We start from the raw sequence: 22,344 nt of genomic DNA on the forward strand, positions 1-22,344 counted from the left end.
GCGGACCTGTGAGGGAAGCCCTGTGATCGACGACCTCTGGTACAAGAACGGCGTTATCTACTGTCTTTCCGTCGACACCTATATGGATGCCAATGGCGATGGTGTCGGCGATTTCAAGGGGCTGTTGCGCCGGCTGGATTATCTCCACGGGCTCGGCGTCACCGCGATCTGGCTGATGCCGTTCCAGCCCTCGCCGGGCCGCGACGGCGGCTACGACATATCGGACTATTACGGCGTCGATCCTCGCTATGGCACGCTCGGAGACTTCGTCGAATTCACCCACGGCTGCAAGCAGCGCGGCATCCGTGTCATCATCGACCTTGTCGTCAACCACACGTCCGACCAGCATCCCTGGTTTCGCGAGGCGCGCAAGAACAAAGAATCCCGCTATCGCGACTGGTATGTCTGGTCCGACAAGAAGCCGGCCAATGCCGACACTGGCATGGTGTTTCCCGGCGTGCAGAAGTCGACCTGGAGCAGGGACAGGGAATCTGGCGCCTGGTACTTCCATCGCTTCTACGATTTTCAGCCGGACCTCAACACATCGAATCCGCATGTGCAGGCGGAGATCCTCAAGATCATGGGGTTCTGGATTCAGCTTGGCGTCTCCGGCTTCCGCATGGATGCGGTGCCCTTCGTGATTGCGACCAAGGGACCAAACGTCAAGAAGCCGGTCGAGCAATACGACATGCTGCGCGCCTTTCGCGAATTCCTGCAATGGCGCGAGGGCGACGCCATCATTCTGGCCGAAGCCAATGTGCTGCCGAAAACCGACATGGAGTATTTCGGCAGCGATGGCGACCGCATGCACATGATGTTCAATTTCCAGGTCAACCAGCATCTGTTCTATGCACTCGCCTCCGCCGACTCGCGTCCGCTCGCAAAAGCGCTCTGGGCGACAAAGCCGCGACCGGCGACGGCGCAGTGGGGCCTGTTCCTGCGCAACCATGACGAACTCGATCTCGGCCGCCTGACCGACGCGCAGCGCAAGATCGTGTTCAAGGCGTTCGGCCCCGACAAGGAGATGCAGCTCTACGATCGCGGCATCCGCCGCCGCCTCGCGCCGATGCTGGGCGGCGACCGGCGCCGGCTCGAACTGGCCTACAGCCTGATGTGTACGCTGCCGGGCACGCCGGTCATCCGTTACGGTGACGAGATCGCGATGGGCGACAATCTCGATCTGCCGGAGCGCGGTTGTGCACGCACGCCGATGCAGTGGTCGACGGAGCCGCATGCCGGATTCACGAAGGGCGACAGGCCGGCGGCGCCCGTCATCGATACCGGCCCTTACGGTTATGAGCACGTCAATGTCGCCAAGCAGCGCCGCGATCCCAATTCAATGCTGAACTGGACCGAGCGCATCATCCGCATGCGCAAGGAAGTCCCGGAGGTCGGCTGGGGCGACTTCAGCATCATCGACACGCATGATCCAGCCGTATTCGCGATCCGCTACGACTGGCGCAACAATTCGGTGCTGTTCGTCCATAATCTCGATGACAGGCCGCGCGAGGTGGCCTTTCGGGCCGGGCTTCCCGGTGATACCGGCAAGCTCCTGATCAACCTTCTGACGGAAGATCACAGCCGTGCCAATGGCCGCGGTCAGCACCGGCTACTGCTCGAGGCCTACGGCTACCGCTGGTACAGGGTCGGCGGGCTCGATTATCTGTTGAAACGCAGCGATATCGATCAGGCCGACAAAGGCGGTCACCCGGCCTGATCATCGATATCGGCCGATTCGCCCTGCTCCAGCTCTGGCTGGTGGAGGTCGGCGGCATCGCGATCTCGGTGCCCCGGTGGGGCGATGATGACGCCTTCATTGCCACGGAGATCGAGCACGCTTTCGATCGTCTCTCCCCTGCGGTCGAGGAAGGTCGACAGCAGGATTTCGCTGCCGAAAGCGATCGCGCTCGAGGTGACCGCGGCCGGCTCGGCCCCCAGGTTCAGCGCCACGATCAGCGCGCCGTCCTCGCCACGCCGGCGATAGAGCAGGATGTCGCCCTGCGCGGCGACCCGTTCATAGCTGCCGGTCACGAGCTGTGGCCATTGCCGACGAAGCGCGATCAGCGCCTTGTACAGGTTGAGGATCGACGTCCTGTCGGCACCGAGACTGGCGACGTTTTCGCGCAGCGCATCATGGGCGAGCGGCAACCAGGGCTTTGCGGTCGAGAAGCCGGCATTGGGCTCGGCGTCCCATTGCATCGGCGTGCGGCAGCCGTCGCGGCCGACGCCGATACCCGGCACGTTCCTTTCGAAGGGATCGCGCACTTCATTGGGCGCGATCGGAACCTGGCGCATGCCGATCTCGTCACCGTAATAGAGCGTCGGCGTGCCGCGCAGCGTCAGCAGCAGCATGGCGGCGACGCGCGCCTGCTCAGGCCCGACCCGGCTCGCGACCCGCGGCCGGTCGTGATTGCCGAGCACCCAGTTCGGCCATGCGCCCTGTGGCAGCGCCTTCTCATAATCCTCGATGATCCGCTCGATCGAGCGCGCGCTCCACAAGGTCGACAGCAGCGCGAAGTTGAACGGCATCTGCGCGCCGGTGAGATCGTTGCCGTAATAGGCGACGAGGCGATGCAGTGGCAGATAGATCTCGCCGATCAAGACCCGGGCCTCGAATTCCTCGGTGACGCGCCGCATCTCGGCGATCACCTCGTGCACCTCCGCCTGGTCGGTGGAATATTGCGTCAGAAACTTCTCATGCGGCGGCCGGCCCTCGTGATAATGCGGATTGGGCGGGTTGTCGCGAAACTTGGCGTCCTTGATCAGATGCCAGATGACATCGACGCGAAAGCCGTCGACGCCCTTGCCGAGCCAGAACCGCATCACGTCATAGATCGCCGCCCGGACCTCCGGATTGCGCCAGTTCAGGTCCGGCTGCTGGGCCAGGAAGGCGTGGTAGTAATATTGCCCGCTCTCGCTGTCATATTCCCAGGCGCTGCCGCCGAATTCCGACAGCCAATTGTTCGGCGGTCCGCCGCCCGGCTTCGGATCGCGCCAGATGTACCAGTTGCGCTTGGGGTTATCGCGCGAGCTTCGCGATTCGATGAACCAGGGATGCTGGTCCGAGGTATGGTTCGGCACCAGATCGAGGATCAACTTCAGCCCCGCGTCGTGGGCTGCGGCGACCAGCGCGTCGAAATCCTCCATCGCGCCGAACTGCGGATCGATGCCGGTGTAGTCGGAAATGTCGTAGCCGAAATCGACCATTGGCGACGGATAGATCGGCGACAGCCAGAACGCATCGACGCCAAGTTCTCTCAAGTACGGCAATCGCCGCAAAATTCCCTTGAGATCGCCGACGCCGTCGCTGTTGGAATCCTGAAACGAGCGCGGATACACCTGATAGAAGACGCCGCGCCGCCACCAATCTTTTTCAATATCGCCCAAATCACTCATATCGTCACGTCACCCTTCAATTCAGGCTTGAACGTGGCAAGGCGCTAACGCGTGGCGCGTTTGCGTGAAAATTTCGATGCATAACGTATTAATGATTCGTATCGAAGCGAGCCGCGAGCTCCGCTTCACCTCGCCCCGCTTGCGGGGAGAGGAACATCACACGTGGCGGCCGGTCGCGAGCTGGTAGATGGTGATCAACACCTCGAACAGGATCAGCAAGACGATGATCATCTCGAGCCGCAGCGAGCGGCGGGTATCGATGATGTCGGTCAGGACCTGCGCGGTCTCGGCGATGACCGCGAGCTTGCGGTTGAGCGATTCGGTGCGCTCCTTCAGTTCGTATTCGTCCTCGAGCCGGGCATAGAGCCGCTCGAGCTGCGGCTTGTCCCAGAGGATGTCGGGCTTCTCGGACACTTCGACCGGCCCCGAGACGCGATGGCGGACCGACAAGGCATTGCCGATGTGCTTCAGGATCGCGCTGCGGCTGCGATGGATCTGCCCGCTCTTGGCGAGCTCGCGCGCGAACGGCTCGGTCGTGTCGAACACCGCGGCGACCTCGCGCTCATGGCGCGCCAGCACGACGCTCTTCGCCAGCGCCTCGCCGACTAGGATCAGCCGCTCCGGCGACAGGCTCTGCAGACAGATCGGACCGCCCGGCGGAATTTGATCGTCCTTCTCGGAGGCGAGCTCGATGGTGGCGCTCTCCTCCTCGCGCCGCGCGAACGGCGCGACCAGGCGCGACTGCAGCCCGCGCAGGAACTCCTCCTCCTCCAGCGCATTCAGGCCAATCAGGACCACGACACCGTAACGGAACAGGATCGCGACCCCGTTATCATTGACGCGGAACGCCAATGGCGTCGTCGCCAGTACATCGCTGCGCTCGAGCCCCGACGTGTTCAGGCGCTCGGCCACAAAGAAGGCGCGGGCCGTGGTGCGCGGGCCTCCGAGCGGCGACCGCGAAACCTGGCTCACGGGATGTTCCGTCACGGTGGATGCCATTCCTCTTTCACACTACATGTTCAAGAACTGTGCAATCCTATCACAGACCGGCCAATGGGCGCAGGATGTTCCGGACCCTTGTTGACGGGGTCCAAGGGAAGAATAAGGTGCCGCCATGGATGACAAAACCGAAACAAAACCGAAGGCCGGCGCCATCATCGTGCCGGTGACGCTGTTTGAGCAGAACTGCACCATCCTCTGGCACGAGCCGAGCAAGAAGGCGGTCGTGATCGATCCTGGCGGCGACGTCCCGAAGATCCAGGAGGCGATCAAACAGACCGGCGTCAGCGTCGAGAAGATCTGGATCACCCATGGCCATATCGACCATGTCGGCGGCGCCGCCGAACTGCGCGATGCGCTGAAGGTGCCGATCGAGGGCCCGCATATCGCGGACAAATATCTGCTCGACAATGTCGTTGCGAGCGGCGCGCGTTTCGGCATGAGCGGCGTTCGCGACTTCGCGCCGGACCGCTGGCTCGAGGAGGGAGAGCAGGTCACGATCGGCGAACTCACCTTCGAGATCCTGCATTGCCCCGGCCATTCGCCGGGCAGCGTCGTGTTCTTCAACCGCGAATTGCGCTTCGCCCATGTCGGCGACGTCCTGTTCAACGGCTCGGTCGGCCGCACCGACCTGCCCGGCGGCAGCCACGAGACGCTGATCAGGTCGATCAAGGAGAAGCTGCTGCCGCTCGGCGACGATGTCGGCTTCATCTGCGGCCACGGCGCCGGCTCCAGCATCGGCCAGGAGCGGATGACGAACCCGTTCATCACCGGCGAGCTGTAAGCGACGCCGCGGCTAGAGCATGATCCGGAAAAGTGTGAAGCGGTTTTCCCTCGCGACAAACGCGAAGCGTTTGCGCGGAGATCATGCTCAAACAATAAGCTAAAGCGCGATGATGATTCATCCTCATCTCATCGCGCTTTAGTAACCGCGGCGCCAGAATTACTTCATCAAACCAGCGGCTGTCAGTGCCCGGGTGATCACATCGCTGATCTCGCGGGCGCGGCCGCGGAGGTTGCGTGACGGCGCAGCCTGACGCGAGGGAGCGGCGCGCGGCAAGGGCATCGGCTGCTTTGCCGTTTCCTTTGCGACCGGCTGCGCCACAGGCTTGACCGCCGGCTTGTCGGCTTCTTTCGGAGCCGGCGCGGGTCGGCGAGCCTGTTCGGTCAAGCCGAAGAAATTCGCGATGTGGTAGGACGACGAAATCCCGGCCTCGATCAGGAAGGCGCCGGCCTCGCCATAGCGTTCGTCATTGGCAGCGGGGCCGAGCGGCGTGCCGTGAGCCATACCGGTGATGGTGTAGGATTCGACGACCGTCTCGCCGTTCGAATCCCACCACACATCGCACGGATAACCGTCGACCATCGTGGTCGCCATCGGCGTCTCAGGCAGGCCGTGCACGTCGAGCCATTGCCGGACGATCGCGTCCGCATTGCCGGGATTGACGGTGCGATCGGCACTGCCGTGCCAGACCGAAACCTTCGGCCACGGACCGTGGTGCTTCCACGCGCCGCGCACCAGATCGCCCAATTCAGTGGCGGTGCGCGACGACGCCTGCATCATGCCATTGAGGGCTTGGCGCAGGTTGGTGGCGATGCCGAACGGCAGGCCGGCAACGATCGCGCCGGCCGCGAACACGTCCGGATAGGCCGCGAGCATCACCGAGGTCATGGCGCCGCCGGCGGAGAGTCCGGTGATGTAGATACGACGCGGATCGAGCTTGTGGTCGACCACCATGCGCGCGATCATCTGACGGATCGAGCCAGCCTCGCCCTTGCCGCGCTTGATGTCCGCCGGATTGAACCAGTTGAAGCAGGTGTTGGCGTTGTTCGCGACCTGTTGCTCCGGCAGCAGCAGCGCAAAGCCATAGTGACGCGCAAGCGTCGACCAGCCCGCACCGAGATCGTAACCGGCCGCGGTCTGGCCGCAGCCGTGCAGCACGACCACCAGCGCGGCACCGCGCGGCAGCTCTTCCGGCACGAACGAATACATCTTCAGCGCGCCGGGATTCGATCCGAAATCGGCGGTCTCGACCAGCGGACTGTCGACCGCAGGTGCAAGGCTTCGCCCGTAGACGGCGGCAAGCCCATTGAATCCGCTCAGCCGGGGCAGATGGCTTAGGAACTCGATGTTCTTGGCAAGTGACAACAGCAACTCCTGAGGTGATTTCGTCCAGCCTCGGACAAATCACATAGTTGCTGCAGCGCAAAATAAAAAGTCCGTATACTGTCATTTCCCGCGAAATCGTGAGGCGGCCGGTAAATTCGTGATCGCAAGATTAATTTGTGATCATGCTGCGCGCCGCATCCATGACAGGAATGCGGCGCAAATGATGATCGACAGCCCAAACAAGGCGCATGCCGCATGCAGCGCCAGCCGTGCTGAGCCTGCTGCTTCGATCGCAAAGAACACGGCGCCAATTGCGGCCACGCCGGCCGCATTTCCGATCTGCGCCGTGGTGCCGTAGATGCCGGAACCCGCGCCCGCGCTCGCGGGTTTCACCGTCGAGAGCACTGCACTCGAGAGCGGCGCCATCACCAATCCTTGCCCGTAGCCGGAGATCATCAGCACCAGCGCAAGCGACGGCGCGGAAGGCGCCTCAACCAGCGCCGCTGTCACGGCAATCGCGGCAAGGCCCACAATCTGCAGCGCGCAGCCCTCGATCAGCACCAGCGTGCCGCGATGCCTGGCCCGTGCGCCGCTATGGCGCGAGGCGACCACGAAGGTGAGCGCGGCCGGCATGAAGACCAATCCGGCCTGAAGCGGCGGAATATGCAGCGCGTTCTGCATGAACATGGTCATGATCAGATAGAATGAGAGATTGGCGAAGAAGAAAAAGAACACGGCAACCAGTCCGCGCATGAAGGCTGCGTCAGTCAGCAGCGCCAGATCGATCAGCGGCATGCCGCCGCCGCGCGCGATCACGCGTTCGAGCCGGACGAACGCGCGATGATCACAGCGCCGCCCGCCATCACCAGCCACACCCAGGGCGACCAGTGCACGTCATGCCCGAACAACAGCGGTCCGATCAGGCACAGCAATCCCGCAAACAGCACCACCGCGCCGGGAATGTCGAGCCTCGTGCCGGCGCGATGCGGCACCGTCGGCATGATCCTGAGGGCCGCGGCAATGATGACGATGCCGAAGGGCACGCTGACGAAGAACACCGCGCGCCAGCCAAGCCCGGCAAGATCGAGCGTCACCAGCACGCCGCCGAGCAGGAAGCCGGCGGCGCCGGAGAGGCCCAGCACGATGCCGTAGATGCCGAAGGCACGGGCGCGCGCGGAATCCGCAAACAGCAGATGCAGCGTCGCCAGCACCTGCGGCACCATCAGCGCCGCGGTCGCGCCCTGCGCCAGCCGCGCGACGATCAGCTCAGGTCCGGATTGCGCAAGCCCGCACCACAGTGACGCCAGGCTGAAACCCGCAACGCCGGCGACGAACACGTTCCTGGTGCCGTAGATGTCGCCGAGCCGGCCGCCGGTGACCACCAGCGTCGCATAGGCGATCAGGTAGATCGCAATCACGGCTTCGATCTCGGCCGCGCTCGCATGCAGCTCCGCCGCGATGGTCGGGATCGCGACATTGACGATGAAGGCATCGACGCCGAACATGAGTTGCGCCGCGACCACGGTCGCCAACACCCACCAGCGCCGCGAGGAATCCACTGACATAGGCTCACTGACATAGGTGACGATCTGGTGCATGGCAGGGCGTTCCGTTCAAAATCTGTTGTGCGTGCAAGCTACAGATTCGGCACATTCCGGCGATTACCTCCGAGGTAAGCTTCGCACCAGGAATCGTAGGGTGGGCAAAGCGAAGCGTGCCCACCATTGCGGGCGGAATGCTTGATGGTGGGCACGTCGCTGCGCTCCTTTGCCCATCCTACGATCGCGTGCCCCAAAATTCCGAGCGGCGGCATACCGCGCCGGCTGCTCAACAACCATGCATGGCGCGCGGGCTCGGAGCATTGCGTCGGACCTGCCCTGCCCGTAGGGTTGGCGCAACCAACGACAACAATAATCCTGGAGAGAACACCCAATGGCACGCCTGAAATTCGGAGCCTTTCTCGCCCCGCATCACCCGATCGGCGAACATCCGCTGCTGCAATTCCGCCGCGACCTCGATTTCGTCCAGCAGCTCGACGAGCTCGGCTATGACGAGTTCTGGTGCGGCGAGCATCACTCCTCGGGCTGGGAGATGATCGCTTCGCCGGAGATGTTTCTGGCCGCCGCCGGCGAGCGCACCAAGCGGATCAAGCTCGGCACCGGCGTGATCTCGCTGCCCTATCACCATCCCTTCAACGTCGCCCAGCGCATGGTGCAGCTCGACTACATGACCGGCGGCCGCGCCATTTTCGGCTCCGGCCCGGGCGCGCTCGCTTCCGACGCGCACACGCTCGGCATCGACCCGATGACTCAGCGCGACCGCCAGGACGAGGCGATCGCAATCATCCGCCGCCTGTTCAACGGCGAGCGCGTCACCGCAAAGAGCGACTGGTTCGTGATGAACGATGCCGCGCTGCAGATCCTGCCCCTGCAGGAAGACATGCCGTTCGTGGTGGCCTCGCAGATCTCACCCTCCGGCATGACGCTCGCCGGCAAATACGGCATCGGCATCATCTCGCTCGGCTCGATGTCGACCCAGGGCCTGATGGCGCTGCCGCAGCAATGGCAATTCGCCGAGGACGCCGCCAAGAAGGCCGGCACCACCGTGAGCCGGTCGAACTGGCGGGTGCTGCTGTCCTGGCACATCGCCGAGACCCGCGAGCAGGCGCGGCGCGAGGCCGGCGCCGGGCTGATGCGCTGGCACAACGAATATAATGTCGGCACTTTGATGCGGCCCGGGCTGACCGCATTCTCCTCACCGGACGAGGCCGTCGACAAGACTGCTTTCGTCGAGGGTGCGGCCTCCACCATCGGCACGCCTGGCGATCTCGTGAAGATGATCAAGAACCTGGTGCAGGTCTCCGGCGGCGTCGGCACCATCGTCGGCTTCGCCCATGACTGGGCAAATCCGGAAAACACAAGGCGAAGCTGGGACATGGTGGCGCGCTATGTGATCCCCGAGATCAACGGCTTTATCGAGCCCTTGCGCAAGTCGCAGAAATTCGTGATCGAGAACCGCGCGATCTTCGAACGCGCCGGCCAGGCCGTGATGGCGAAGATCATGGAGAACGACAAGGCCGCCGCCGCGCTCGCGCATACCGGCCCCGGCCGTGTCGCGATCCCCACCGTCAACGCGCCGGATCTGCAGGAAGCCGCGAAACACAAAGCGTGAGGGTTCGGTCCACCTCTCCCGCTCGCGGGAGAGGTCGCTGCGCCAAAGGCGGAGCAGGCGAGGGCTTTCTCCACTCAAAGAATGTCAATCGCGGAGACACCCTCACCCCGGCCCTCTCCCGCAAGCGGGAGAGGGAGCGCAACCGCCTGCGCTATTGATCCAACGACACTCCGGCTCCATCATTACTGACACACAGTCATGGTGGAGCAATGCCCTTCGACGGCCGCCTGTTGGCGGGAATCAGCGTGCTGGCGGCGGTGGTGCAGACCAAAAGCTTTGCCCGCGCCGCCGATACGCTCGGCATCACCGCCTCCGGCGTCAGCCGGGCGGTTGCGCGACTCGAAGCGCGCGTCGGCGTGCGGCTGTTCGACCGCACCACGCGCTCGGTGGCGCTGACCGACGAAGGCCGCCGCTTCTATGAACAAGTGGCGCCGCTGCTGGCCGGGATCGAGGATGCCGCGAGCACCGCGTCGGGATCATCAGGCGTGGTCCGCGGCCGGCTGCGCGTCGACATCGATCCCTATTTCTCGCGCATGATCCTCTCTGGCCATATCGGCGGCTTCCTGCGCCAGCATCCGGAGCTGACGCTGGAATTGATCACGCGCGAACATGTCGGCGATCTCGTCGCCGATGGCATCGACGTTGCGATGCGCTTCGGCGAACCTCCCGCCGGCCCGCTGATCGCGCGCAGATTGCTGGAGACGCGCGTGCTGACCGTCGCCTCGCCCGGCTACCTCAGGAAGCACGGCCGTCCCAAGCATCCTGGCGAACTGCAGCATCATCCCTGCATCCAGTTCGTCGACCCGCTGTCCGGACAGCTCTTCGAATGGGAATTTCATGCGGGCAAGAAAGTTCTGCCGGTGAAGACCTCGAGTGCGTTGGTGCTGACCGACGTCGGCACCATGATCAACGAATGCATCGCCGGCACAGGGATCGCACAACTGCTGGCCATCGGTGTGCAGCCGCTCTTGGACTCGGGCCGGCTGATCGAATTGTTTCCGGACTGGCCGGGCGAGACCTTCCCGCTCTACGCGCTGCATCCCTCGCGACACCACCCGCCGGCGAAAGTCCGCGCCTTCATCGACTTCGCGCTCAAGGCGGCACAGGGCGCAGCCCGTTCGCATGCGAAGTAATTGATGACCATCGATCACCAGTCACATGACATATCCGCACTGGGATCATCAGTACCTGAGTGAGAGAGTCCATCCAGCAGATCAAACGATCTCGGAAAGGATCGCTCTCAATGGCAACCAGGAAAACCGCTCTCATCATCGGCGCCTCGCGCGGGCTTGGTCTTGCGCTCGCCGAGGAATATTGCGGCCGCGACTACCAGGTGACCGCCACCGTGCGTACCCCGTCGAAAGCGCTGGATGATCTTGCCGCGCGCTTTCCTGTAAGCCTCGAGATCGAGACTGTCGACACGACCGAGCCGGCCTCCGTCAAGGCGCTGAAGCAGCGCCTCGGGAATCGCATCATCGACACCTTGCTGGTCAATGCCGGCATTTGCCTCGCGCGCGAGAACACGCCGATCGATGCTGATGTCAACGACTTCGTCGCGATGATGGTGACCAACGCACTGTCGCCGATGCGCGTGGTCGAAACCTTCGGGGACCAGGTGCCGCCGCGCGGCATCATTGCGGTGATGTCATCCGAGCTCGGCAGCATCGCCGCCAATCGTGGCTTCTGGGAGCTCTATAGCGCTAGCAAGGCCGCACTCAACATGCTGATGAAATGCTTCAGCCAGCGGCATCCCGGTGATCCGCGAGCGATGCTCTTGATCGCGCCGGGATGGGTGCGGACCGAAATGGGTGGCAGCCAAGCAATACTCTCGATCGAGGAGAGCATCCCGGCTGTCGTGACCGCGGTTGAGGCCCGCGCCGGCAAATCCGGCCTGAAGTTCATGAGCCGGCACGGCGACGGCCTGCCCTGGTAGCCGATTTCTACCCGTAGCCTGGGTGAAGCCAACGGGTCGCGCGAACGCGCGCCCGATGACAGGCTCCGCGTTACCCGGGTAACCGTGCCGCCGCATAACAGCCATCCCGGGTTGCGCTTCGCATCACGCGGGCCGCGGGTCGCACAATCGGCGGCGATCATATCGGGCCAAAGGAGAGAGACATGTACACGCTCATGGGAGCCACGGGAAAAGTCGGCGGCGCCACAGCCCGCGCGCTGCTCGCGGAGGGCAAGCGGCCGCGCGTCATCGTGCGGGATCGCGCCAAGGGCGAGAGCTGGGCCGCACAGGGATGCGAGATCGCGATAGCCGATCTCGGCGATGCCAATGCGCTGGGCCGCGCCTTCGAGGGCGCGGAGGCCGCGTTTGTGATGCTGCCGCCGCTGTTCGATCCCTCGCCTGATTGGCGCGAAGCTAAAGCGATGATCGCTACGTTGCGCGCGGCGCTGACACGCGGCGCGCCGAAACGCGTGGTGGCGCTCTCGACGATCGGCGCCGATGCGCAGCGCCCGAACCTGCTCAGCCAACTCGGCCTGCTCGAGCGCGCGCTCTCGACGATCGCCATGCCGGTGGCCTTCCTTCGCGCCGCCTGGTTCATGGAGAACGCGGCATTCGATCTCGCCTCAGCCCGGGATCGCGGCGTCATCACAAGCTATCTGCAACCGCTCGATCGCGCGGTGCCGATGATCGCCACCGCTGACATCGGCAACACCATCGCCGATCTGTTGCAGCAGCAGTGGAGCGACACCCGCATCGTCGAACTCGAGGCCGCCGAGCGCGTCAGCCCCGCGGCCATCGCAGCGGCGTTCTCAAAGGCGCTCGGCAAGCCGGTTCGGGCCGAGGCAGTGCCGCGCGACCAATGGGAAACGATCTTTCGCGAGCAGGGCATGCGCAATCCGCTGCCGAGAATGCAGATGATCGACGGCTTCAACGAGGGCTGGATCGACTTTGCGGACAAAGGCGCCAATGCCCGCAAAGGCGCGGTGTCGATCGACGCCGTGATCGCCGCTATGGTCGACGGCAATACCGCAGCGTGAGCCACCCGTCATTGCGAGCGAAGCGAAGCAATCCACGCCTCCGCTTGCGGCGCTATGGATTGCTTCGCGGTGCTCGCAATGACGATGTGGTTGCCTTCGGTGCGACATAGCAACCCGTCGGGCAAATCAAAAGTCTGTCTATCCCTCACGCGAAAAATAAACCGCTTAACCCGTCGGGCAAATCAGTGATTTAACTCCGCGCGTCTCACGCGAATGAGGGGCGGGTCGCGATCGTCACGAACGTTGCGGTGAGATGCGGTGGACGCGGCTGTTGCGAAAGACGAACGCAACATCAGCGGACGGCGAAGTCGTGTGGTCCTGGCGCCCCGACGCTGGCGCTAAGTTTTTCGCGCGAACAAGTTCGCGCTTGAGATGACGGTGGCAAAAGAGCCCGGTCACCGGGGAGAGCACGAAGTAAGCCGTAACACCATCGCGCAGGGAAAGCCGGAATGCTTCGGTTGAACCTGTGGTCCTACCCCCGTGCTTTTTGCTGCACGGGACCCATGGGTGCAACCAGCACCCGGCTTTCCCTGCGCCCTCGGATGATTGAGGAGGGTGGAAAGTGATGCAAAGCTCGGGCGCATCGCGCCGCGAGAACGCGACCTCACATCCTCACGCTGTTTGAAATTTGAATCATAAGTCACGACGACGCCGTAGGGTGGGCAAAGCGACTTGTCCGCCGTAGCTCGTAGAGCGAAGGCGGAAGCGTGCCCACCATCCCGAGCACGGCGCTGGATGGTGGGCACGGCGCAAGTGCGCCTTTGCCCACCCTACACCTCTGCAACCACTTACTCGCGCCACAACAACATCCTGTGGTTATGGGTCTCCGCCTTCGCGGGGACGACACCGGCGCTAGATCTATCCCCCGCCCTGATCAAACGCCTTGCGGAGGGCAACGTAGCCCTGCTGCTGCTGGGTCCAGTTGCGGCCACCGGTGATGGCGCCGTCGATGACGAGGTCGTGGCCGTTGATGAAGGAGGATTCGTCGCTGGCGAGGAATACGGCGGCGTGCGCGATGTCGTCGGGCAGGCCGGCGCGCGGGATCGGCTGCGCGGTCTTGTAGACCTCGCGCATCACGGCCGGCGTCTTCTCGGCGGCGTCAGTCGACAATCCCAACGCCTTGCCGAAGATGCCGGTCGCGATCGCGCCGGGCGAGATCGAGTTGACGCGGATGCCGGACTCGCCGAGCTCCATCGCGACGCATTTGGTCAGATGGATCACCGCGGCTTTTGCCGCGCCATAGACCACCGAGGACGAAAAGCCGGCAAGCCGTCCCGCGATGCTGCCATTGTTGATGATGCTGCCGGAGCCCTGCTTCTTCATGTGCGGCGCGACATGCTTCATGCCGAGCATGACGCTGCGCACCAAGGTCGCCATCGCGGCATCGAAACGGTCGACCTCCAATCCCTCGATGCCGCCGGTCTGCGCCGGGCCGCCGGCATTGTTGAAGAGGCAGTCGACCTTACCGAATTTTTCCAGCGTCAGCCCGATCAGCGCCTTCATCTGCTCTTCCACGGTGACGTCGGTCTGGCGGAAGATGCAGTTGGCGCCAAGCGCCTTGGCCAAGGCTTCGCCTTCGGCGACGCGCCGCCCGGCGATGACGACCTTCGCACCCTCGGCAACGAAAACCTCCGCCGTGCGCAGGCCGATGCCGCTCGTGGCGCCCGTGATCACCGCGACCTTGCCGTCCAACCGTCCCATGTCATTACCCTCTTAAGTTGTCGATCGAATTCCATGAACTGGGATATTCCTGCCACAGGCGGAACAAGGCAAGCGGACTGTTCGGTGCACAACGCCGCCGGCTGTGGCCTGCGGCCCTCTGCCGGCCACAAATCGCAGCTTACCCGTCGGTTCGGCCTTATTTTGGATTCGCTGATCACCTGAAGTGATAAAGCCATGAAGAGATTGATCGACGAGTTCAGGTGCGGCTGGCGCGGGGATGCCCCGCCATCGCTCGCGCTCGGCATCGGCTTTGCGATCACCTGCCTGGCGCTGGCGACGGCGGTCCGCTGGGGCCTGTCCCAGCTCCGCCCCGACGTATTCTTCACGCCGTATTTTCCGGCGGTGTTCTTCGCCGGCGCGTTCGGCGGCTTGCGCATCGGAATCCTGACCGCGCTTGCGGGCGGCCTGCTCGGCCTCGCCCTCAATTTCGGCAGCACGGTCACCGATCCGACGCGGATCGCGTTGCTTTTGATGTTCTGGGTGGTCTGCGGCCTGACGATCTGGGGCGTCGAGCACTACCGCTCGATCGTCGCCGAGCAGCAGCGGATCGCCAAACGCCTGATCGGCGAGCAGGACTACCGCAAGCTCGTGGTCGACGAATTGCAGCACCGGCTGAAGAACAAGTCCTCCACCATTCACGCCGTGCTGCACCAGGCGCTGCAGGACCAGCCGCAGATCTGGAGCCGCATCGATCATCGCATCCGTGCGCTGTCGGCGACCGACGATTTGATCGCGAAGGTTGACGGCAACGGATGCGATATCCAGGACCTCCTGATCTCCGAACTTGGTCCCTACGGCCACGTCCGGTTCAGCCTGAACGGCGATCGCCTGTTCCTGCCGGCGAAGCTGGCGGTGAGCCTGGCCTTGATCTTTCATGAACTCGCCACCAACGCCGGCAAGTATGGCGCGTTTTCCTCCGCGCGCGGCTTCCTGCAGGTATCATGGTCGGTATCCGACGATCGCCTCACCATCACCTGGGACGAGACCGAGGGCCCGGCCGTAGAGAAGATCGGCGAGCCGGGCTTCGGCACCAGGCTTTTGAAATCGGCGCTCAGGCCATTCGACGGCAAGACCGACGTCAGCTATCTCAAGACCGGTATTCACTGCACCATGCAGTGCCGGATTCCCACGGCTTGAGCGCGCTTTTTCGCGCTCCGCGCCGAAGCGAAGGTGAAACGAAACACAGCCGCAAGCACTCGATGATCGGGTTGACGCTCTGTTAATAACGATTGAGGCAGCGCCTGTTGAAATCTCCTATCGACACAGATGTCGCGGTTTTTCTCAGTTCCACTTAACCAAAACTACAAGGGACTTTGCCAAGTTCGCGCGCATGCACAGTCCCACAAAGCACGACTTTCAGATGGCCACGGCGGCCACGAATGAGAGCGAACTCCATTCCGAATTGCGGATTCTGCGCGATGTCGTCAGGCTGTTGCCTGCGGGCGTCACGGTCCAGGACGAGCACGGCGACTTCCTGGTCGTTAACGATGCCGCCGCGGCGCGCTTCCAATTGGCAAGCGATGCAATGGCCTCGCAACTCGACGAGCGCCGCGAGACCTGTCTCGAATTGCTACGGAACGGCCGCTCCGCCGTGCTGGAGGAAGCGGTTGCTTCCGGCGCGACCAGGCAGGTGTTCCTCACCGCGCACCGGCCGGTGCGGATCGCCGACCGCAGTCTCCTGCTGTCGACCTCCGCAGACATCACCGAGCAGAAGGCGTTCGAGGATCAGCTATTCCGCTCCGCCTATTATGACGAACTGACCGGCCTGCCGACGCGCCGGGTGATCGAGCACCGCGTCAACAGCCTGTTGCGCCGTGACGATGCAGACGGCCATTTCGCGCTCGCCTTCCTCGACATCGACAATTTCAAGCACATCAACGACTATTACGGCCACGCCATCGGCGACGCGCTGCTGGTCGAGATGACCCGGCGGCTCAGCCTGTCCTTGCGCGAGACCGACATCCTGTCGCGCATCTCCGGCGACGAATTCCTGCTGCTGCTCAATCCGATCCAGACCGAGCAGGAGGTCGCTGACTACATCGAATTCATGCTGCAGCGGTTGAAGGCGCCGTTCTTCATCGACCAGTCGGAGATCTTTGCCTCCACCTCGATCGGCGTGAGCCTTTATCCCGAGCATGGCCGAAGCTACGACGAGCTGCGCCAGAACGCCGACATCGCGATGTATCGGGTCAAGCACGGCGGCAAGGGTGCCGCGGCCTTCTTCGACGCCAGCATGGAGGTCGAGGCCATGGCGCGGATGAAGATCGAGCAGTCGCTGCGGCTCGCGATCCTGGAGAAGCGCTTCTGTTGCGCCTTCCAGGCCAAGGTCGATCTCAGGACGCAGGAGGTCAGGGGCATCGAGGCGCTGGTGCGGCTGCGCGACAATGAGGGCGTGATCCAGGCGCCCGGCACTTTCGTCAACCTCGCCGTCGAGCTCGGGCTGATCGACGAACTGACCCATCTGGTGCTGGCGGAGATCGTGAGATCGATCGACCTGATCAACAACACCTTTGGTCCCGACGCTTCCATCAGCATCAATGTCGCGGCCAAGCAGGCCGCCAATCCCGAATTCATGCGCCCGTTCGCCCGCGCGCTCGAGGAGACGGGATACCCGAAGCGCTTCATGATCGAGGTGACGGAAGACGCCTTCGTCACCAAGTCGCATTTCCAGGAGGAGATCCTGCCGATACTGCGCCGGATCGGCGTCGGGATCTCGATCGATGATTTCGGCATCGGCTATTCGTCGCTGTCGGCGCTCGCCGACATCACCGCCGACGAGATCAAGATCGACCGCTCATTCATCACCGACATCCATAAGCGCCCGCGCAGCCAGGGCATCCTGCGGGCGATCGAGTCCTTGAGCAAGGCGCTCGGCATGACCGTGATCGCGGAAGGCATCGAATCCTACGAGGAACTGGCCTACCTGCAGGCCGCGACCAAGATCCGCTACGCCCAGGGTTACTATTTCTCGAGACCGATCTTCCTGGACGACCTCAAGCCGTCGATGCCGCTGACGAGCGAAGCGCGGGCGCACCTGGCGAGCCGGGCGATGGAGGAGGCGCGTCCGGCTTACACCCGGACAAGCAGGTATCGGCGCTGAGCACTGGCGTCCCTACAACCATTGCGAGGAAATACTGCGAGATCCCAATTAAGCGTTGAGTAACCGGATTTCCTAACCGCTTGTGACAATTTTCCGTTGTATCCCTGCCTCCCGGGAATTCGGGAATGCGCAATCCTTCAAAGCACATCCATAGGATCATCCTTCGCGCGAAGGTATTCCGCCGCCATTTCGCCGCGACGATCCGCGGCCCGGTGCTGTGGCTGACACTCTGCGGCGGATTGCTGGTGACCGCGATCTTTGCCGGCACCATCCTGATGGTCGGCCAATTCCGTGAGCGCGCTCTGCACAACAGCGAGCGCGAACTGGAAAATACCGTGCTGATGCTGACGCGCCATTTCGACCAGCAGTTCGAAGACTCCGCGACGATCGCTTCCGACCTGATCTCACAATTGCGGATTCCGGAGCTCGCCTCGTCGGAAGCGTTCAAAGAACGGATGTCGACCGCCGAAGTGCACCATGTGCTGAGATCGAAGGGCCTGTCCTATCTCGGCGACGTCTCGCTGTTCGATACCGACGGGCACATCATCAACTGGTCCGGACCGCTGCCGGCGCCGAAGCTCGACATATCCGAGCGCGCCTACTTCAAGAGCTTCAAATCCAACCCGACCACGGAGACCGTTCTCGCCGAAGCAGTCCGCAGCTATCGCAACGGCAAACTCAGTACCGTGATTGCCCACCGCCTGACCGGGCACAACGGAATCTTTCTCGGGATCATGACACGACGCATCGATCCCGCGAACTATGAGAAGTTCTTTGCTTCCGTCGCTCCAGGCGAGAGCGCCACCATCGCCATGTTTCACGCCGACGGGACCTTGCTCGCCCGTCATCCGCGCATCGATGAGATGATCGGACGGAATTTCGCTTCCGCCCCGCTGATGCGAGAGGTGCTGGCGAAGGGAGGCCAGCATACCCTGCGCATCGAAAGCCCGGTCGATGGAATGAACCGGCTGGGCTCGGCGGCGCGGCTCGGCCATTTTCCGGCGGTCGTGGTCGCAACCAATTCCATCGACGCAGCGCTCGCCGACTGGCGTGCGCAGACCAAATTCCTGATCGTCGCCGCGGCGCTCGGCGCCCTGGTGATCGCAGGCGTGCTGTTCCTGATCATCCGCGAGATCAACAAGCAAAACCGCCAGGCGCGGCAACGGCTGAAGGCGGAGCGGCAGCGGCTCGATACGGCGCTTAACAACATGATCCAAGGGCTGGTGCAGTACGACGCCACTGGGCGCATCGTCGCCTTCAACCGGCGCTATCTGGACATGTTCCAGCTCTCGACCGACGTCGCGAAGCCGGGATGCCATTTCCGCGACCTGATGCTCCACCGCCAGGCGAAGGGATTGTTCGACGGCGATGTCGACGAATTCTGCACCTCGGTCATGGACAATATCGCCCAAGCCCAGGTTGATCGCCGGCTGATCGGTTGCGCGGACGGCCGCTGGTTTTCGGCCATCAGCACGCCGCTCCAGCACGGCGGGTGGATCACCACCGTCGAGGACATCACCGAGCGCTGCAGGCTCGAGCAGGAGCGTGACCGGAACTTCGCGTTCCTGCGCGAGATCATCGACCACATCCCCTCGCAGATCACCGTCAAGGATGCGCAGGACCGGCGCTATCTCCTGGTCAACCGAGTTGCCGAGGAGCAGTTCGGCATTTCGCGCGAGCTGATCTTCGGCAGGACCGCATTCGATGTCTTTCCGGCCGCCTCCGCGCGAATAATCACCTCGGACGACGAAAGGTTGCTGGGATCCACCGACGGCTTCTACAGGGACGAACACCTCTGGAAGACCCAGGCCAAGGGCGAACGCTACATCACCTCGAAACGTATCGGCATCCGCGATCAGGCCGGCGCGACGCGCTATATCATCAACGTCGTCGAGGACGTGACCGAACGCAAGCTCGCGAACGAAAGGATCACCTATCTTGCGCATTACGATGCGCTGACCGATCTGCCGAACCGCGTGCTGTTCCGTGCGCAGATCGCACGCGAGCTCGAAAGGGCAATGCGCGGAGAACGGTTCGCATTGCTTTACATCGATATCGACGAGTTCAAGGCGATCAACGACTCGCTCGGCCATCATGTCGGCGACGAGTTGCTGAAGACGGTGGCTGCACGGATCAAGGCCTGCCTCAAACCCGGCGACCTGATCGCCCGGCTTGGCGGCGACGAATTCGCGGTGATCCAGACCGCCGTTGATGCAACGCCTGATGTCGCGGAATTCGTGACGCGGATCCATGGCGCGATCCGGCAACCTTGCGATTGCCTCGGGCATCATCTTTCCACCGACGCCAGCATTGGCATCGCGCTGGCGCCGCAGGACGGCACGGAGCTCGACCAGCTCATCAAGCACGCGGATCTGGCGATGTATGCCGCCAAAGCGGGCGGGCGCCGGACCCATCGCTTCTTCGAGCCGGCAATGGATGAAAGCGCCCAGGCCCGCCTCGCCATGGAGCAGGACCTGCGGCAAGCCATGGTGGAAGGCGGTTTCGAAATCCACTACCAGCCGCTCTTGGACTTGAGGACCAATCAGGTCGCGGGCTGCGAGGCCCTGTTGCGCTGGCGTCATCCGGAGCGCGGCATGATCTCTCCTGCCGAGTTCATTCCGGTGGCCGAAGACACCGGACTGATCAACGAGCTCGGCGACTGGGTGCTACGCACGGCCTGCACGGAAGCGGCCGCCTGGCCATCCCACATTCGGCTCGCCGTCAACGTCTCGCCGGTTCAGCTCAAATGCGAAACACTGGCGTTGCGGATCACGGGCGCGCTCACCGCCTCCGGCCTCGCGCCCGGTCGGCTGGAGATCGAGATCACGGAGGCGGTGCTGATCAGGGACGATGAAGCCGCGCTCGCGATCCTGCATCAGCTCCGCGCCATCGGCGTGCGCATCGCGCTCGACGATTTCGGCACCGGCTATTCCTCCTTAAGCTATCTGAAGCGGTTTCCGTTTGATAAGATCAAGATCGACCGATGCTTCGTCAGCGACATCGAGGTCGACGGTTCCTCAACCATCGTGCAGGCGGTGGTGAATATCGCTGCGTCGCGCAACATGACCACGGCGGCCGAAGGCGTCGAAACCGAGCAGCAGCGAAAACTATTGCGCGAGCTGGGCTGCACGCAGATGCAAGGCTTCCTGTTCAGCGCACCGAAGCCGGCATCGGAGATCAGGCGATTGCTCGACATGGACCAGATGGCGGCGCGGGTTTTGGCCTAGAGTCGATCGGGCGGCTATCTTGCGCGACGGCGATGGCGTACAAATATGGGGTGCGAGCCCGACCACGAGGCAATCTGGCCATAAGGCAATGGCGAGCGAACCCATGTCCCCTCTTTCCATCCTCCTCAATGTGCTCTGGATCCTGATCGGCGGCGCGTGGATGGCGTTTGGCTGGCTTGTCGCCGCGATCATCATGGCGATCACGATCATCGGCCTGCCCTGGGCACGCGCGGCCTTCAATATCGCTGTCTATACCCTGTTGCCGTTCGGTTCGCGAGCCGCGCGCCGCGACGAAATCACCGGCGTGAGCGACGTCGGGACCGGCCCGCTCGGGCTGATCGGCAACCTGATCTGGTTCGTGCTCGCGGGCTGGTGGCTTGCGCTCGGTCACCTCGTCACGGCGATCATCTGGGCGGTCACCATCATCGGCTTGCCCTTCGCCTGGGCGCACCTCAAGCTTGCCGGCATCGCGCTGTGGCCGATCGGCAAGACGATCGTACCCGCTTGATCCGTTACGCAGCCAAGCGGCCGCGATTGTTCTGGGCAAAGATCGGGCGGATCAGCCGCCCGAAACGCTCGGCCTCTTCGTCATGCAGATAGCCGGACAGGCAGAAGGAATGGCAGCCGGCATCGATGAATTGCTGCAGCATGTCGGCGCATTAGAGGGGATTGCCGACCACGGCAATGCCGGCGCCGGGCCGGACCTTGGTGATGCCGGTCCACAGATGCGGCAACAGGAAATCGCCATGCTCGCGCGCAAGCTGCTGCACCCGTTGATTGGCCGCTGAATTGTTGTAGAGCGTCTTCATCTCCTGTTTCTGCCGTTCGGTAGCGTGACGCACCAGGCGGTCGGCCGCCTCCCACGCATCCGCTTCATTCTCGCGGCAGATCACCTGCAGTCGCATGCCGAAGCCGATCTCCTGCTCGCGGCCGTGGCTGCGCGCCAGCGCCCTGATTTCGGCGACGCTCTGCGCGATGCGCTCCGGCAGGTCGCCCCAGAACAGATGCACATCGGAATGTTTCGCCGATAATTCCCACGCCTGCCGCGAGCCGCCGCCGAGATAGAATTTCGGAAACGGCTGCTGCAGCGGCCGCGGCCAGATATGCGCGCCCGACAGCGAGTGGAACCTGCCATTGAAATGCACCGGCCCGCGCGTGGTCCACAGCGCCTTCAGGATCGAGACCTCCTCGTCCATCAGCGCGTAGCGTTCTTCCTTGGCGTAACGGATACCCTCGGCTTCGACCTCGCTCTCGTTCTGGCCCGCGATCAGGTTGATACAGATGCGCCCGCCCGACATCTGGTCGAAGGTCGAGATCATCTTGGCAAGCAGCACCGGATTGATGTGGCCGGGACGCGCCGCGATCAGCGGCTTGATCGTCGACGACCGCGCCGCCATGAAGGCGCCCGTGATCCAGGCCTCCCAGCACACCGAGCCAACCGGGATCAGCAAATATTCAAACCCCGCCGCTTCGGCGGCCTGCACCACCCGCTCGCAGAGTTCCGGCGAGCCCGCCACCTGGGCTTCCATCAGCCCATAGGCGGTGGTGTCGCCATGCGTCGGCAAATACCAGCCAAATTCGAGCGGACGCATGACGATCTCCCCAAGCAGATGGCGCTTTTCGCGCGGTTC

General features: G+C 63.3%; 16 protein-coding genes and 1 pseudogene. 10 read left to right on the forward strand and 7 right to left on the reverse strand.

All coding sequences use genetic code 11. From position 1 onward, the window contains the following. Window positions 1–22 precede the first annotated feature (22 nt). The gene (locus ACZIRK_RS06780) at window positions 23–1,717 is read left to right on the forward strand and encodes an alpha-amylase family protein (protein ID WP_130227972.1); all 1,695 of its coding nucleotides are present in this window, start codon (window positions 23–25) and stop codon (window positions 1,715–1,717) included. On the opposite strand, the gene ACZIRK_RS06785 is transcribed toward ACZIRK_RS06780, so the two are convergent. Continuing rightward, window positions 1,705–3,396, reverse strand: coding sequence for an alpha-amylase family glycosyl hydrolase (locus ACZIRK_RS06785; RefSeq protein ID WP_130227971.1), 1,692 nt, complete (start codon window positions 3,394–3,396; stop codon window positions 1,705–1,707). The genes ACZIRK_RS06780 and ACZIRK_RS06785 overlap by 13 nt on opposite strands. Window positions 3,397–3,552: 156 nt before the next feature. After that, window positions 3,553–4,395 carry an RMD1 family protein gene (locus tag ACZIRK_RS06790; protein WP_165435381.1) on the reverse strand — a complete coding sequence of 281 codons (843 nt, stop codon included), beginning with the start codon at window positions 4,393–4,395 and terminating at the stop codon, window positions 3,553–3,555. A gap of 115 nt (window positions 4,396–4,510) precedes the next feature. Here ACZIRK_RS06790 and ACZIRK_RS06795 point away from each other — a divergent pair, with 115 nt between their 5' ends. Continuing rightward, on the forward strand, window positions 4,511–5,179 hold the full coding sequence (locus ACZIRK_RS06795; RefSeq protein WP_130227969.1) for an MBL fold metallo-hydrolase: 669 nt from the start codon (window positions 4,511–4,513) through the stop codon (window positions 5,177–5,179). Window positions 5,180–5,338: 159 nt separating this feature from the next. Here ACZIRK_RS06795 and ACZIRK_RS06800 read toward each other — a convergent pair whose 3' ends face one another. Together ACZIRK_RS06800 and ACZIRK_RS06805 are read right to left on the reverse strand one after the other, a co-directional pair. After that, entirely contained in the window at window positions 5,339–6,544 is a 1,206-nt protein-coding gene (locus tag ACZIRK_RS06800) for an extracellular catalytic domain type 1 short-chain-length polyhydroxyalkanoate depolymerase (RefSeq protein ID WP_463327096.1), read from the reverse strand. Window positions 6,545–6,685: 141 nt separating this feature from the next. After that, window positions 6,686–8,103: pseudogene (locus tag ACZIRK_RS06805) on the reverse strand (MFS transporter). A gap of 334 nt (window positions 8,104–8,437) precedes the next feature. Here ACZIRK_RS06805 and ACZIRK_RS06810 point away from each other — a divergent pair. The 4 genes from ACZIRK_RS06810 to ACZIRK_RS06825 all read left to right on the forward strand — a co-directional run bounded on the left by ACZIRK_RS06810 (window position 8,438) and on the right by ACZIRK_RS06825 (window position 12,664). Then, the gene (locus ACZIRK_RS06810; protein ID WP_130231155.1) at window positions 8,438–9,676 is read left to right on the forward strand and encodes an LLM class flavin-dependent oxidoreductase; all 1,239 of its coding nucleotides are present in this window, start codon (window positions 8,438–8,440) and stop codon (window positions 9,674–9,676) included. Between the two features lie 209 nt (window positions 9,677–9,885). Continuing rightward, entirely contained in the window at window positions 9,886–10,809 is a 924-nt protein-coding gene (locus tag ACZIRK_RS06815; protein ID WP_130231153.1) for a LysR family transcriptional regulator, read from the forward strand. 110 nt (window positions 10,810–10,919) lie between these two features. Then, window positions 10,920–11,609 carry an SDR family NAD(P)-dependent oxidoreductase gene (locus tag ACZIRK_RS06820; protein ID WP_130231151.1) on the forward strand — a complete coding sequence of 230 codons (690 nt, stop codon included), beginning with the start codon at window positions 10,920–10,922 and terminating at the stop codon, window positions 11,607–11,609. Window positions 11,610–11,791: 182 nt separating this feature from the next. Next, on the forward strand, window positions 11,792–12,664 hold the full coding sequence (locus tag ACZIRK_RS06825) for an NmrA family NAD(P)-binding protein (protein ID WP_130231149.1): 873 nt from the start codon (window positions 11,792–11,794) through the stop codon (window positions 12,662–12,664). A gap of 858 nt (window positions 12,665–13,522) precedes the next feature. Here the strand turns inward: ACZIRK_RS06825 and ACZIRK_RS06830 are convergent. After that, window positions 13,523–14,365: an SDR family NAD(P)-dependent oxidoreductase gene (locus tag ACZIRK_RS06830; RefSeq protein ID WP_130228837.1), complete on the reverse strand. Its 843-nt coding sequence runs from the start codon at window positions 14,363–14,365 to the stop codon at window positions 13,523–13,525. A 195-nt stretch (window positions 14,366–14,560) separates the two neighbouring features. Here ACZIRK_RS06830 and ACZIRK_RS06835 point away from each other — a divergent pair, with 195 nt between their 5' ends. From ACZIRK_RS06835 to ACZIRK_RS06850, 4 genes are all read left to right on the forward strand, one after another. After that, window positions 14,561–15,523 (forward strand): sensor histidine kinase, encoded by a 963-nt coding sequence (locus tag ACZIRK_RS06835; protein ID WP_130228836.1) that lies wholly within the window; start codon window positions 14,561–14,563, stop codon window positions 15,521–15,523. A 223-nt stretch (window positions 15,524–15,746) separates the two neighbouring features. Continuing rightward, entirely contained in the window at window positions 15,747–17,486 is a 1,740-nt protein-coding gene (locus tag ACZIRK_RS06840; RefSeq protein WP_463327097.1) for a putative bifunctional diguanylate cyclase/phosphodiesterase, read from the forward strand. Between the two features lie 125 nt (window positions 17,487–17,611). Next, window positions 17,612–20,713, forward strand: coding sequence for a bifunctional diguanylate cyclase/phosphodiesterase (locus tag ACZIRK_RS06845; RefSeq protein ID WP_130228834.1), 3,102 nt, complete (start codon window positions 17,612–17,614; stop codon window positions 20,711–20,713). Between the two features lie 103 nt (window positions 20,714–20,816). Continuing rightward, complete coding sequence (locus tag ACZIRK_RS06850; RefSeq protein ID WP_028162454.1) at window positions 20,817–21,221, forward strand: YccF domain-containing protein; 405 nt, start codon at window positions 20,817–20,819, stop codon at window positions 21,219–21,221. Between the two features lie 4 nt (window positions 21,222–21,225). Here the strand turns inward: ACZIRK_RS06850 and ACZIRK_RS06855 are convergent, their stop codons facing one another. After that, on the reverse strand, window positions 21,226–21,363 hold the full coding sequence (locus tag ACZIRK_RS06855; RefSeq protein ID WP_207231107.1) for a hypothetical protein: 138 nt from the start codon (window positions 21,361–21,363) through the stop codon (window positions 21,226–21,228). Window positions 21,364–21,372: 9 nt separating this feature from the next. Then, window positions 21,373–22,305, reverse strand: a complete 933-nt coding sequence (locus tag ACZIRK_RS06860; protein ID WP_207231106.1) for an LLM class flavin-dependent oxidoreductase — start codon at window positions 22,303–22,305, stop codon at window positions 21,373–21,375. Between the last annotated feature and the right edge of the window lie 39 nt (window positions 22,306–22,344).

This window comes from Bradyrhizobium sp. Leo114, from assembly GCF_055229415.2.